The 13199-nt window shown below is 69.5% G+C and carries 11 protein-coding genes and 3 pseudogenes; 12 read left to right on the forward strand and 2 right to left on the reverse strand.

What is annotated here, in order from left to right; translation table 11 throughout:
* The 8 genes and pseudogenes from ACFP2V_RS28610 to ACFP2V_RS28645 all read left to right on the forward strand — a co-directional run.
* Positions 1 to 129, forward strand: a pseudogene (locus tag ACFP2V_RS28610) (Holliday junction branch migration DNA helicase RuvB); the annotation flags it as partial.
* A 276-nt stretch (positions 130 to 405) separates the two neighbouring features.
* The gene (locus ACFP2V_RS28615; protein ID WP_381218195.1) at positions 406 to 1326 is read left to right on the forward strand and encodes an ATP-binding protein; all 921 of its coding nucleotides are present in this window, start codon (positions 406 to 408) and stop codon (positions 1324 to 1326) included.
* Entirely contained in the window at positions 1323 to 1835 is a 513-nt protein-coding gene (locus tag ACFP2V_RS28620; protein ID WP_381218196.1) for a hypothetical protein, read from the forward strand. The genes ACFP2V_RS28615 and ACFP2V_RS28620 overlap by 4 nt, the downstream gene beginning before the upstream one ends.
* Positions 1835 to 2683: a zinc finger domain-containing protein gene (locus tag ACFP2V_RS28625; RefSeq protein WP_381218197.1), complete on the forward strand. Its 849-nt coding sequence runs from the start codon at positions 1835 to 1837 to the stop codon at positions 2681 to 2683. Before ACFP2V_RS28620 ends, ACFP2V_RS28625 begins: the two co-directional genes overlap by 1 nt.
* An 11-nt stretch (positions 2684 to 2694) precedes the next feature.
* Entirely contained in the window at positions 2695 to 3183 is a 489-nt protein-coding gene (locus ACFP2V_RS28630) for a single-stranded DNA-binding protein (RefSeq protein WP_381218198.1), read from the forward strand.
* A 20-nt stretch (positions 3184 to 3203) separates the two neighbouring features.
* The gene (locus tag ACFP2V_RS28635) at positions 3204 to 3434 is read left to right on the forward strand and encodes a hypothetical protein (protein ID WP_381218199.1); all 231 of its coding nucleotides are present in this window, start codon (positions 3204 to 3206) and stop codon (positions 3432 to 3434) included.
* Between the two features lie 289 nt (positions 3435 to 3723).
* A complete protein-coding gene (locus ACFP2V_RS28640) occupies positions 3724 to 4896 on the forward strand; it encodes an exonuclease SbcCD subunit D (protein WP_381218200.1) in 1173 nt (390 codons plus the stop codon).
* An 18-nt stretch (positions 4897 to 4914) separates the two neighbouring features.
* Positions 4915 to 7344, forward strand: coding sequence for an AAA family ATPase (locus ACFP2V_RS28645; RefSeq protein ID WP_381218201.1), 2430 nt, complete (start codon positions 4915 to 4917; stop codon positions 7342 to 7344).
* 68 nt (positions 7345 to 7412) lie between these two features.
* Here ACFP2V_RS28645 and ACFP2V_RS28650 read toward each other — a convergent pair whose 3' ends face one another.
* Both ACFP2V_RS28650 and ACFP2V_RS28655 read right to left on the reverse strand, forming a co-directional pair.
* On the reverse strand, positions 7413 to 7583 hold the full coding sequence (locus ACFP2V_RS28650) for a hypothetical protein (protein WP_381218202.1): 171 nt from the start codon (positions 7581 to 7583) through the stop codon (positions 7413 to 7415).
* Between the two features lie 61 nt (positions 7584 to 7644).
* Positions 7645 to 7830, reverse strand: a pseudogene (locus ACFP2V_RS28655) (PD-(D/E)XK nuclease family protein); the annotation flags it as partial.
* A gap of 72 nt (positions 7831 to 7902) precedes the next feature.
* Here ACFP2V_RS28655 and recA point away from each other — a divergent pair.
* The 4 genes and pseudogenes from recA to ACFP2V_RS28675 all read left to right on the forward strand — a co-directional run bounded on the left by recA (position 7903) and on the right by ACFP2V_RS28675 (position 12908).
* The gene (gene recA / locus ACFP2V_RS28660) at positions 7903 to 8961 is read left to right on the forward strand and encodes a recombinase RecA (protein ID WP_381218203.1); all 1059 of its coding nucleotides are present in this window, start codon (positions 7903 to 7905) and stop codon (positions 8959 to 8961) included.
* Between the two features lie 692 nt (positions 8962 to 9653).
* Positions 9654 to 9932, forward strand: a pseudogene (locus ACFP2V_RS28665) (1-aminocyclopropane-1-carboxylate deaminase); the annotation flags it as partial.
* Positions 9933 to 10256: 324 nt separating this feature from the next.
* Entirely contained in the window at positions 10257 to 11285 is a 1029-nt protein-coding gene (locus tag ACFP2V_RS28670; protein WP_381218204.1) for a hypothetical protein, read from the forward strand.
* A gap of 648 nt (positions 11286 to 11933) precedes the next feature.
* Positions 11934 to 12908, forward strand: coding sequence for a TIGR03557 family F420-dependent LLM class oxidoreductase (locus ACFP2V_RS28675; protein ID WP_381218205.1), 975 nt, complete (start codon positions 11934 to 11936; stop codon positions 12906 to 12908).
* The last annotated feature ends 291 nt before the right edge of the window (positions 12909 to 13199 follow it).

A 13199-nucleotide genomic window follows, 5' to 3' on the forward strand; every position in this document is an offset into this window, starting at 1 on the left:
CTGGTACGGGAGGGGCTGCTGGCCCGCACCCCGCGCGGCCGGGTCGCCACACCGGCGGCCTGGGCGCACCTCGGCCTCGTCCCGCCGCGGCAAGGTCGTCCCGCCGGGGGGCGGGAAGGCCCGCACTGAAGATGTGCGCGCCGCGGTCGATCCGGCCGTGGTACCGGCGCCGGCGCACTCATTCCGGGCCTCGATGCGGACATCAGGGGCATTGATATTTTTTAGGGGGCAAACTGTTGATTTCCACCTCTGTGCGCGCCTAGCGTGGGATTCCAAGCAGTTTCGAACTGATATTCGAACTGAGGCTTCGGTCGTGCGGGTGCACGTCTTGCCGGGTGAGGACCGCTTCCTGTCCCTCCCCAAGCCCACCCCGAACCCCCGTCGGATGTGCCAGAGGAGAACGGCGTGAACAGCTTCACCTTCACCCCCGCCACCAAGGAGCAGGCCAAGGCCCGCGTCGCGCTCACCGGGCCCACCGGGTCGGGCAAGACCTACACCGCGCTCGTCCTCGGCACCGGAATCGGCGACCGGATCGCCCTGATCGACACAGAGCACGGCAGCGCTTCCAAGTACGCCGACGAGTTCGCCTTCGACACCCTCCCGCTCACGACGTTCGAGCCACCCGCGCTCGTCGAGGCGCTCGCGGTGGCCGCCCACGACGGCTACGACGTCGTGATCGTCGACTCGCTCTCGCACTTCTGGTCCGGCTCGGGCGGGATGCTGGAGCAGGTCGACAACGCCGCGAAGCGCATCGCGGGAGGCAACACCTTCGCGGGCTGGAGGGAGGCCCGCCCCCTGGAGCGGGCGATGGTCGAAGCCCTGCTCGCCTACCCCGGCCACCTCATCGCCACCATGCGTACCAAGACCGAGTACGTCGTGGAGGCAGACGAGCGCGGGCGCAAGGTGCCGCGCAAGGTCGGGCTCAAGCCCGAGCAGCGGGAGGGCATCGAGTACGAGTTCGACATCGTAGGCGACCTCGACCACGAGAACACCCTGGTGATCTCCAAGTCCCGGGCGAAGCCGCTCTCCGGGCTTGTCATCCGCAAGCCGGATGCGGCGTTCGCCGAGGCCGTCCTGGAGTGGCTCAACTCAGGCAAGCCCACCCCGAGCGCATCCGACTACCTCACGACCGCCACCGCCCCGCACACCACCTACGAGGAGCTCCGCGGCCTCTACGAGGAGGTGCGCCGGCACAACCTGCTCGCCGCCGCCGTCCTGGACCCCGCCGGGGGTTCGACCACGTTGGGCGAGTTCATCGTGCGCCGCGGCACCGGGGCGAAGAAAGAGGGCGGGAAGGGAACCGAGCAGAAGGGTGAGGCCGCGTGAACCTCCGGGACCGCGCCACCCGGGTCGTCGTGCTCAGGGTGCTGCGCGACGCGGTGGAGGCCGAGTACCGGGCCGAGCGCCGCGCGGTCCTCCACGGGCTGCGCGCGGCTCGCGCCGAGTTCGCCCTCAAGTCGATGCGGGTGACCCTGCCGGATGACACCCCGATCGCCACCCTCACGCTCATCGACCCCCAGCCGGCGGTGGTGGTCGCCGACGAGGACGCCTTCACCGCCTGGGTGGCCGCGAACCACCCCGACGAGGTGGAGACCCTGGTCCGGGTGCGCCCCGCCTGGCAACGGGAGTTCTTCGGCCGGCTCGCCTGCTTCGGCCCGGTCGCCGACCCGCACACCGGCGAGGTGATCCCGGGACTGGTGCCGGCGCCGGCCCCCGAACCGCGTTCGTTCAGCCTGCGGCCCGTGCCCGGCGGCGCGGAACGGGTCGCCCGGGCCTGGGACACCGGCGAGATCGACCTGCGCCGGCTGCTCGCCCTCGATGGTGGCGAGACGTGATGACCACCGCCACAGCGCGCTCCGACAGGGACTCGCCCGCCACCCTGTGGTTCCTGATCTCACAAGCCGATCACCTCGGCTGCGGCCGCTGGAGCCTCGGGAACGACGGGCGGCTGCGCTGCGCCTGCGGGACCGCCCTGTACCAGTACCAGCAGCCGGCGGACGGGGCGGCAAGCGGGGCACCGGCGTCACCCGGCACGCTCCCCCGCGGAAGGGAAGAACGGATGACGCCGACTGAGACCGCAGGGCTCGCTGCCCTGGTCGCGGCGATGTGCCCGTCGATGCACCTGGAGGAGACCACGACGGACGCCTGGCACCTCCTGCTCGCCGACCTGGACGTCGCCGATACGCGGGAGGCCGTGATCCGGCTGGGCCGCAGACAGTCCCACATCGACGCCGCCGACATCCGAGCCGAGGTGCACGCGATCCGGGAGGAGCGGCTCGCCCGCGACCCGCTGCCACTCCCGGACACCGACCCGGACGACCCGCACCGCTATCGCGCGGAACTCCTCGAGATCGTGACCGCGATCGCCTCGGGACAGCGCGTCAAGCGGACGCCCACCGCCCCGGCCCAGCCACCCCCCGCCCTCACCGGCCGTCCGAGGAACGACCTCCGCGCCCACGCCCTCCGCGTGCTCTGCCCCTGGTGCCGGGCCGCCCCCGGCCGTCCCTGCACCGTCCCCGGGCTCGGCATCCCGCTGAAGAACGCTCCGGCCCACGCCTCGAGGCTCATCGCGGCGGGGCCTGCCGAACGAGAAGAAAGGAGGCCGGGCAGTGAGCCCGAAGACACCCCGAAGCAGCAGCATTGTCGTCGGACAACCAACTCCCACCTTCCGTACGTGCGTTAGGAGTACCTCTCATGGTCGGTGAGACCGTCGTCACCGTCGTCGGCAACCTGACCGACGACCCCGAAATCCGCAACACCCCGTCCGGCGACGCGGTCACACACTTCACCGTCGCCTCCACGCCCCGCACCTTCGACCGGCAGAGCAACGAGTGGAGGGACGCCGACACGCTGTTCCTGCACTGCTCGGCCTGGCGGCAGATGGCGGAACACGTCGCCCAGTCCCTCGCGCGCGGCGCCCGCGTCATCGTCCAGGGACGGCTGCACCAGCGGACGTACGAGACCAGGGAGGGCGAGAAGCGGACCATCATCGAGCTGGAGGCCTTGGAGATCGGCCCCTCCCTGCGCTACGCCGCCGCGACGGTCAGCAAGATCTCGCGCGTGGGCGTGCCCGGCGGCACCCTCTTCGACACCGGCCCGTCAGCGCCGAACGACGCACCGGGGGTCCCCGACGGGGAAAAAAGCGCCCCCCACAACCACAACAGTCCCACGTTCCCCTTCTGACCCGGTTGAAGCATTGCTGGGTGATCGTCATGAATGTCCTCCCGCCAAGCGGCCAGGCACAGCTCGAGGGCTGGAACCCGGCAGCCGCCATCGGTCTGACCTGTACCGACTGCCACCCCGAACTCCGGGAAACCGCCCCCGAGGTCTGGCCGGACAACGGGAACGAGACGGCCTGTCGCGAGGTCTACGACGGCAGCGCGGACGAGCCGTTCACCGACCTGGACTCCTCAAGCGCGTCGGCAACGGCGTGACAGTGCTGCAGCGGTTGGCCGGATTCCCGGACCGGGAGACGGGCAAGCGGTTCATCTTTGGCCTGCGCCGGCGTCATGCGGCCGAGGTGAGGCGGGACTTCTCGCTGTCTGTGCACACGGTTTCGAGTGCGGCCAAGGGTCCACGACCTCGCGGCCGACCGGTCAGGAGGCCGGTGGCGAGCGACCGGACCCGTTCGCGCGGCGACCGCGGCCGATCGACGATGTACCGGCCTTTTGATCCGACAGCGTGCCGCCGTCGACCACCCCTACGGGACGACGAGGCGAGCACATGAAGTTTTTGCACACATCGGACTGGCACATCGGCAAGGTGCTCAAGGGGCGCAGCCGACTCGATGAGCAGCGGGCCGTCCTGCGTGAGATCGTCCAAGTGGCACGGGACCATCGGGTTGACGCGGTCCTCGTTGCCGGTGACCTGTACGAGGCGTCCGCCCCGCCGGCGGACGCCCAGCAGTTGCTGGTGCAGGCGCTGCTCACGCTGCGACGCACTGGTGCCGAGGTCATCGCGATCGCCGGCAACCACGACCACGCCCCCACCTTCGACGCCTACCGGCCGCTCATGGCGAGCGCGGGGATCACCCTGGTCGGCCATGCGCGCGTCGCGGCCGACGGCGGAGTGGTGAAGTTCACCGCGCGCTCGACGAGAGAGCCGGTCGCTGTCGCCCTGCTGCCGTTCCTGTCCCAGCGCTACGCGGTACGTGCTGCCCAACTGGTCGGCAAGACACCCAGGGAGGCCGCAACCGGCTATGGCCGGCTGGTGCGGGACCTGCTTGCCGCGCTCGCGGCCGGCTTCCGCGACGATGCGGTCAACCTGGTGATGGCGCACCTGATGGTGGCCGGGGGAAAATTCGGCGGGGGCGAGCGGTCCGCCCAGTCGATCCTCGAGTACTGGGTGCCGGCCGATGCCTTCCCGCCCGAGGCGCACTACGTCGCGCTCGGGCATCTGCATCGTCGGCAGTCGTTGCCCGCGCCGTGTCCGGTGCACTACTGCGGCAGCCCGATCACCCTCGACTTCGGCGAGCAGGACGACCCCTCGATGGTCCTCGTCGTCGAGGCCGAGGTCGGCGCGCCCGCCCGTATCGTCGCCGAGGTGCCCATCGGGTCCGGACGGCGGCTGCGCACCGTACGCGGCACCGTCGATGAGCTGACCCGGCGCGCCGACTCGCTCGGCGACGACTACCTGAGGGTATTTCTGTGCGAACCGGCGCGTGCGGGTCTGCGCCAGGAGGTGCAGCGGCTGCTACCGAACGCGCTGGAGGTGCGCATCGATCCGGAGTTCGCCGCCCCCGTGCACACCGCCGGGTCGTCCACGCCGGCCGACGGTGTGGAGCGCAGTCCCGCTGAGCTGTTCCACGCATACTGCGTCACCCGGAACCTGGTCGACGAACGGGTCGAAGCACTGTTCGCCAGGCTCCACGACCAGGTCACCACCGCGAACGCCTGACGGCGGGAAGGAGCCTCGATGAGGCCGGTGCTGCTGGAGATGAACGGCTTCGCCTCATTTCGGGAGTCGGCCGTGATGGACTTCCGCGAGGCGGACTACTTTGCGCTCGTCGGCCCCACCGGCTCGGGCAAGTCCACCGTCATCGACGCGATCACGTTCGCGCTGTATGGATCGGTGCCGCGCTGGGGCGACCGACGTACGGTCGCGAACGCGCTCGCGCCGACCACCAACCGGGGCATCGTCCGGCTCGTCTTCGACCTTGCCGGGCACCGCTACGTCGCCGTCCGGGAGCTGCGCCGCACCACCGGTGGCGTCAATGTGAAGAATGCCCGGCTGGAACAACTCGCCGACCCGGCCGCGCTCGGCGCACCGGACGACGTCACCGAGGTGCTCGCCTCCGACTCCGAGGTCACGTCCGCGGTGGAAAAACTGATCGGGCTGCCGTTCGAGCACTTCATCACCTGTGTGGCGCTGCCGCAGGGTGACTTTGCCGAGTTCCTGCACGAACAGCCGGCCAAGCGGCAGGAGATCCTCGTCAGACTGATGGGGCTGCAGGTCTATACCCGGATCGCGCAGGCGGCGAACACGAAGGCCGAGAGCGAGAAGCGGTGCGCCGAACTCCTCGCACGGCAGCTTGAGGAGTTCACCGATGCGACCGAACCCGCCCTGCAGGCGGCACAGGGCCAGGTGGCCACGCTGGAGAAGGCCGCCGAGCTGATCCGTGCGATGCTGCCCGAGCTCGCGAAGCACGGCGCGGCGATGGCCGAGGCGCAACAGGCGTGCGCGGCGCTGACCGAGGAGCGGAACCAGTTGAGGGCGGTTGCCGTGCCGACCGGGTTCGAGGAACTCGGTGAGAGGGAACGCGAGATCAGGGCCGCGTGCGAGACGGCCGACGAGGAGCTCGCTGCGGCCGAGGCGGCCGACACGACCGCCCGCGAGCAGCTTGCGGCGGCACCGCCCCAGGCCTCACTCGAGCAAGCCCGCCGCGATCATGCCGAGCTCGACGAGACGGAAGAGAGGCTGCTCACAGCGCAGGCGCTGCAGCAGTGGCGTGCCGCGGCGCTCCGCGAGGTCACCGCCGTCAGGGAGGAGGCCGAAAGGCTCGCCCAGCAGACGCGACAGGAGCGGGAGGTCGCGGCGCGGTCGCATCTCGCCGCAGCGTTGCGGCCGCACCTGCGGGTCGGCGTGCCGTGCCCGGTGTGCGAGCAGTGGGTCACGACGATGCCCGGCCCGCTGACCGCGCCCGATCTGGATGCGGCCGAACGAGCACGAATCCAGGCCGACAGTGAGGTGGAGCGGTTGCGTGGCGAGTGGACGAAGGCGTCCCGGGCCGAGCAGCAGGCCACCAGCGAACTGAACATGCTCATCGGTCGGGTCGCCGCCCTGCGTGCCGACCTCGCCGGCGCCCCCGCCTTGGAGCAGGTGACCGCTGCGCTCGCCCGCAGGAAGCGGCTGGAAAGGACCGCGGATGAGGCGGACGCACAGCTTCGGCGTGCGCGGACCGCCAGGGCGAGCGCCGAGAAGACCGCGGCGGGTGTTCGCCAGGAAACACAGGCGGTGTGGTCGGTGCTCGAGCAGGTTCGCGATCCACTCGTCACGCTCGGGGCTCCGGCGCTGGACCGTGAGGACCTGACCGCGGCGTGGACGACCCTCGTCTCCTGGGCGGCCGACGCCGCCGCCACCCGCACCACGGCGCTGTCCGGCGCGCACGAGAGGCTGGCGAGGGTTCGTGGCCGTCTCACCACTGCCGAGGACCGACTCGCCGGCATGCTCGCCGCCCCCGGTGTGGAGTTCGATACGGAACGGCCGTTCACCGAGACGGCCGAGTCGGCGGTCGCGGCAGCGCTGAGGGGAGCTCGTCAGGAGGTACGGCGCCTCGTCGAGAGACGGGAGCAGGCCGCGAAGCTCGACGCGCGGCGGCAACACGCGGAGCAGGCGCATCAGGTGGCAAAGGCGCTCGGCCACCTGATGCGCGCAGACGGGTTTCCCCGCTGGCTTGTGACGACGGCCCTCGACACACTCGTCGCGCATGCCTCCGAGGTGCTCGCCGGGCTGTCCGACGGGCAGTTCGAGCTGGTCCACGAGGACGGGAACTTTCTCGTCATCGACCACACCGACGCGGAGGGCCGCCGGCCGGCCAGGACGCTGTCCGGCGGTGAGACGTTCCAGGCCAGCCTCGCCCTCGCCCTGGCGCTTTCGGAGCAGCTGCCGGCCATGGCCGCAGCCGGCGCCGCCCGGCTGGAGTCCATCTTCCTCGACGAGGGATTCGGCACGCTGGACGAGATGACACTGGAGACGGTCGCCGCCACGCTGGAAGAGCTCGCGATCCGCAGGGGCCGCATGGTCGGCATCGTCACGCACATCAGCGCCCTGGCCGAACGGGTGCCGACCCGCTTCGCCGTTCACCGTGGCCGGGGGACCTCCTCGGTACGGAGGGAAACACCGTGACCGGTCCCGTGGGCTCCGGCCGGGTCGGGTCCTCCCATGTGAACCACCGCTCGACCGACTGCTCGGCATCACCCGGCCCACCCAGCCCACCGGGCCGACCGCTCCGGAGCGACCGCGTCGCCTTCCGTGCCGTCCTGCGCGCCGGTGGCCGAGACGGTCTCCGAGCCGTCCTCCTCGGCGGACAGCCCTGCCGGCTCCGGCTTCGCCGCCGGCAGCCGCTCCCCTTCGTTCGTGACCATCGACCGTGCGCGCATGTGCCGGCACGTCGAAGAGCCGTTCCGGCACCGCGTGCACCACGGCGCCCCGGGTCGCCGCCCCGCTCGGTGGCTCCGGCAGCTTGTCGATCACCCGGAGCCGGTAGCGCAGCGGGCAGGTCATGAAGTCGTCCGCAGGGGACGGCGACAGCGACGACGGCGTCTCCGGAGCGGGCCGAGGTGTCGCACACTGCGTCCCTTTTGAGGGCAAAGCATAGTTTTCAGTCGGCATGTCGGATAGAATCGAACAAGCATCCGATAGCCCCTCAGGGGAGGCGCACAGAGATCACCCAGGGTGGCGACCATGAAAGAACAGGACCGCGAGCAGGCGCTCGATATCGCCCTCGCTCAGATCGAGAAGCGGTTCGGTCGGGGCTCGGTCATGCGCCTCGGCGACGATCCCCGGGCCCCCGTCGAGGTCATCCCGACCGGCTCCCTCGCCCTCGACGTGGCCCTCGGCGTGGGCGGCCTGCCGCGCGGGCGGGTCGTGGAAATCTACGGTCCGGAGATGAGCGGGAAAACCACCATCGCACTGCACGCCATAGCCAACGTCCAGCGGGCCGGCGGGACCGCGGTGTTCATCGACGCCGAGTACGGCCTCGACATCGAATACGCGAAAGGACTCGGCGTCGAGACGGACAACCTCATCGTCTGTCAGCCGGACAACGGCGAGCAGGCGCTGGAGATCGCCGACACGCTGATCCGTTCCGGCGCCGTCGACCTCATCGTGATCGACTCCGTCGCGGCGCTCGTGCCGCGCGCGGAGATCGAGGGCGAGATGGGCGACAGCCACGTGGGTCTGCAGGCCCGGCTGATGAGTCAGGCGCTGCGGAAGATCACCGGCGCGCTCAACCAGTCCAAGACCACCGCGATCTTCATCAACCAGCTCCGCGAGAAGATCGGCGTGATGTTCGGCTCGCCGGAGACCACGACCGGTGGCCGGGCGCTGAAGTTCTACGCCTCGGTGCGTCTGGACATCCGCCGGATCGAGACCCTCAAGAGCGGCACCGACGCGGTGGGCAACCGCACCCGTGTCAAGGTCGTCAAGAACAAGGTGGCGCCGCCCTTCAAGCAGGCCGAGTTCGACATCCTCTACGGCCAGGGCATCAGCCGCGAGGGCGAGCTGATCGACATGGGCATCGGGCACGGCTTCGTCCGCAAGGCCGGCGCCTGGTACACCTACGAGGGTGACCAGCTCGGCCAGGGCAAGGAGAACTCCCGCACCTTCCTCAGGGACAACCCCGACCTCGCCGACGAGATCGAGAAGAAGATCAAGGAGAAGCTCGGCATCGGGGTGCGGCCGGAGGCTCCCGTGGCGGAGCCCGGTGCCGACGCCGTCCCCGCTGTCTCCGTCGAGCCCTGACCCGACGCGCCCCCAACACGCGCGTACGCCGCACCCTCAGCGACGCTTTCGGACGCCAAGGAGCATCACGTGAGCGACCTCGCTTCGGCCATTCGCCGCGTCCACCTCCACTGTGGGTTTCTTCCCGCCGACCCCACCGTTCGCGGCCTGGTCTCCATCGGCCTCACGGCGACGCCGACCGCGACTACTGCGCCGTCAACAACGGCACGGACGTGACCGCTGTGCTCAACGCCGCGTGGATGGCCGACCCCATGCGGCTCCACCTGCCCCAGTGTGTTGCCGACGGCTGCCGCCGCCTCCTCGACCGCATCCATCCCGACGTCAAGCTCACCGAGGAGATACGCGACGAGGTGGAGACGTACTTTGCCCGCGGTTCCTCGGAGACCCACCTGTGCGCCCGCTGCGGCGGCCGGCACATCTGTCGTCCGCACTCCCTGGAGACCACGACCGGACGGCGATTCCGCCATCGGTGCCGCACTGGTGCCACGAGCTGCGGTCCCGTATCGTCCAGGCCGGCAACCCGCCACTGCCGGAGCGGGTCCACGGGGAGCACCACGCGCTTGCGGAGGCTGCTACAACCGCACCCTGCACGAGCAGCCGCTCGCCTGTCCGATGTTCACCTGCGCCGCCCCGACGGGCTCGCCATGCCGTACCGGCAAGGACAAGGTGGTCATCCATCACCACACAGGGTTCTGCGGGCGCTGCAAGCAGGGGCGTTCGGTGGTCCGCGCGGCGACTGGCGTCTCGCCGACCGCTTCCACTTCGGCGGTTTGCCCGTACCGCCCCGGAAGTCGAGAAGTTCGCCCAGGACTTCGAGCACCGCCACGGCATACCCGTCGAACGTGTCTATGTCACCAAGACCGTGTCTGTGTCACCAAGACGCTGTACGCCTTTGTCGCCCTGGCCGAAGAGAGCGCGTTCCCGCGCGGAAGCACGGTGCCGCCGCGGTCGTCACCGGGCGCCCCTTCCCCCGACCACGACATCCGCTCCTGGCTCACCGACCGGGATGGGCATCCACGGCCCTTCCTCCGGACGAAGACCACCGACGAGATCCTCGACGAAGCAACTGCCTACTGCCAACGAATCTCCGACTCAGGCCACCGGCCCCAGGCACCGTTCAGGCCCCCACTGGCTCTGTTCGCGAGAACGGACAGCAGCTGTGCACCGGTTTGGGAGGCGCCGATGCCTGCGTACGAATCGAACTGTTCACGGATTCCGACAGCACTGGTGTGGAGGTGGTTGCCTTCGGGGGGCGCTGAATCACGGCGGTCGACGGCTGCCTTAAGGTCATGCGCATGCTGAGGACCACACCGCCACGCCCGCTCGATGTCGAGGCGCTGTTCCCGGAGCTGGCAGCCCATCGGGGAACCACCACCCGGCTCCATCCGCGCCCGGGCCGACCGGACGTGGCGGACAGTTCCGTGGGCGGTCCGCTGCTGTGGCCGGCGGACGAGCCCTGGCCGGTGTGCACCGAGCCCCACAGTCACTCGCGTGGCCGACGCCCGACGGACATCCACCGGCAGCGGCAGATCCTGGCTTCCGCATGGCGTCGTGAACCGAACCCCGGCCCCACGGAAGAAGAACGGCAGCTGATGGAGCAACTACGCCAGGAACACCGCGTTGAAGAGGCCGCTGCGAACGGTCCGCTGCCGCTGATCGGCCTTGCGCAGCTGTACCGGAGGGACATCCCCGGCCTGCCGGCCGGGCCGGACGACTGCGATCTGCTCCAGGTGTTCTGGTGCCCCTTCGACGCACACGGCCCGACCGGCTACGGGATGTTGCTCAACCTGCGCTGGCGCCGGTCGTGGGAGGTCGCCGAGGTGCAGACCTCACCGCCGCAGCCGCAGGCCGTCGGCTTCGAGGGGTACGTGCCCGAGCCGTGCGTGCTGCACCCGGAGCAAGTGGCCACCTACCCGTTCGCCGCCCTCCTCCCGAAGGAGCTGTGCGCCCGGATCGACGCCCGGGAAGAGGCCCTGGAGGAGGCCGAGCAGTCAGCGGACAACGATGCCGCCGCGCCGGTGAGCTACCAGTACGACCTGTCCATTCCCCCGGGCTGGCGCGTGGGCGGTTTCGCCTCCTGGCACGTCACCGACCCGTCCCCCATGAACTGCCTGACCTGCGCGGCACCGATGCACCTGCTGCTGACCATCGACAGCTCGGAATGGGACGGCGGCAGCGGCAGCTGGAAGCCGCTGGAAGAACCAGACCTGCCCACACACCTGTACGCCAGTCCGACCGAGGTCACCGTGGGCCGCTGGGGCGAACTCAACATCTTCGCCTGCCCCGAAGATCCCGGCCACCCGCACCGCTGGAGCATTCAATAGGCCACTCGGTCATGACCAGTGCACCTGCTCGAGGGCGTCCGCTTCCCCACAGCTGCGCCGTTCGAGTGGCACAGCTGTGGCCGACGGCCGAGTGCCGTCGTTTCTCGTGAACATCGAACACGGCACAGTCCGGGTGCCTCCCAAACTACTGAGCAACCGCTGCCCAGACCCGTGAACAAAGCCACCCCCACCATGAACCGCCTTCCCCTGCCGTACGTACGTCGCCTGCTTGCCCTGGCCACCGCTCATGACACCGGCCGGTCTCTGCCGGCGTCCCTCTGCGGCAGGCGGGGCACAGCTTGCCGGCTTGGCATTTCGCCCACAGGGCTGGGTTGCCCCAGGGAGTTTGCCGTCAGTCCCGAGGCGGCCCCACAGAGGCTCGCCGCGAGCGCTCCTCCTCCTCCCCATGCGCCCAGTCGAGTGGTGTGCCCAGGCGTGCCCTGATCCGCCGTCCAGGCACTCCGGTCCTGTACCGGACCCGGTGGTGTCAGCACGTCCCCACTTGGCCGAGAGGAAGAACAAGGCCACGGCCTCAGCGCGGCCGGCCGCTTCCGGTCCCCGGTAGTGGCAGGTACTCGTTACGCGGCGACGCCGGCGGGTACCTCTGTGCGGACGAAATGCCCACGACGCATGAGGAAAGAGGAACACGTGAAGGTGGGTTACAAGCTGGCCGCAGAGGCGTTCGGCCCGGCGGAACTGGTAAGACAAGCGGTTCTCGCGGAGCAGGCCGGTTTCGACTTCGTCGAGATCAGCGATCACTACCACCCCTGGCTCGACAATCAGGGTCATTCACCGTTCGCCTGGACGGTATTGGGGAGCATCGCGGCCAAGACCTCGCGGATCGAGTTGGCGACCGGCGTGACGTGCCCTACCGTGCGCTACCACCCGGCGATCATCGCTCAGGCGGCCGCGACCCTCGCTCTGTTGTCAGAGGGCCGTTTCGTCCTCGGCGTCGGCTCGGGGGAGCGGCTCAACGAGCACGTCGTAGGCCGCGGCTTCCCGAACACGGTCCATACACGACACGAAATGCTCAAGGAAGCCCTGGAGATCATCCGATTGCTGTGGAGCGGGGGATACCGTTCCTACGAGGGGAAACACCTGCGGCTGGAGGACGCCCGGGTCTTCGACCTCCCGGAAGAACTTCCCCTGATCGCGGTGGCCGCCAGCGGTCAGGCGTCGACGCGCATCGCCGCGGAACTGGGCGACGGTCTGTTCGCCACCGAGGACAAGCGGGAGATCGTCCAGCAGTACCGTGACGCCGGAGGCAGCGGGCCGAGCTATGCGGAGATCCCGATGGCCTGGGCGAGCGACGAGCACACGGCGGCGCAGGCGGCCCTGAAGACGTCTCGATGGGCACTGACCGGATGGAAGGTCATGAGTGAGCTGCCCAATCCGGTCAACTTCGACGCCGCGACCACGACCGTGCGCGAGGAAGACATCCTGGAAAAGTTCGCCTGTGGTACGGACCCCGCGCGGTACGTCGAGGTAGCGCAGAAGTTTGTCGACGCGGGCTTCGACAGACTGGTCATGCAGAACGCCGGCCCCGACCCCGACGGCTTCATCGACTTTTACCAGCGCGAACTCGACGGACGCATCCGGCAGCTGGAGCCGAATGGCACGTAAGTCTGAGAGTGCGGCAAGTGATGTTTCCTGCCGTTTCACACCGATGTGATGACATGCCATAACGGGGCGATTCCGGCGGTCGAATGATCAACATCGCCGCCCTGACCGAGCGCACGGCTCCGGCTCCCCGGTTTGGCTCGACAGCCGAGGTCAGGGGCCTGCTACCCACTGGGACGAAGTGGTGCGAAATTAGCTAGACCATCACTTACCGCACTCTCACAAGGGCCGTCACGGGGGCGTCGATTAATTAATGGGGCGTGTCGCGTCATCCTGGCGTTGATGTTGCGTGCA

It is taken from the genome of Streptomyces incanus (assembly GCF_042656345.1).
Taxonomy (GTDB): domain Bacteria; phylum Actinomycetota; class Actinomycetes; order Streptomycetales; family Streptomycetaceae; genus Streptomyces; species Streptomyces incanus.

Bases quoted from the DNA above. Each gene is read 5' to 3' on its own strand.
- ACFP2V_RS28625 (WP_381218197.1), top strand. From the start codon at position 1,835: ATGACCACCGCCACAGCGCGCTCCGACAGGGACTCGCCCGCCACCCTG.
- ACFP2V_RS28630 (WP_381218198.1), top strand. From the start codon at position 2,695: ATGGTCGGTGAGACCGTCGTCACCGTCGTCGGCAACCTGACCGACGAC.
- ACFP2V_RS28640 (WP_381218200.1), top strand. From the start codon at position 3,724: ATGAAGTTTTTGCACACATCGGACTGGCACATCGGCAAGGTGCTCAAG.
- ACFP2V_RS28645 (WP_381218201.1), top strand. From the start codon at position 4,915: ATGAGGCCGGTGCTGCTGGAGATGAACGGCTTCGCCTCATTTCGGGAG.
- ACFP2V_RS28650 (WP_381218202.1), bottom strand. From the start codon at position 7,583: ATGGTCACGAACGAAGGGGAGCGGCTGCCGGCGGCGAAGCCGGAGCCG.
- recA (WP_381218203.1), top strand. From the start codon at position 7,903: ATGAAAGAACAGGACCGCGAGCAGGCGCTCGATATCGCCCTCGCTCAG.
- ACFP2V_RS28670 (WP_381218204.1), top strand. From the start codon at position 10,257: ATGCTGAGGACCACACCGCCACGCCCGCTCGATGTCGAGGCGCTGTTC.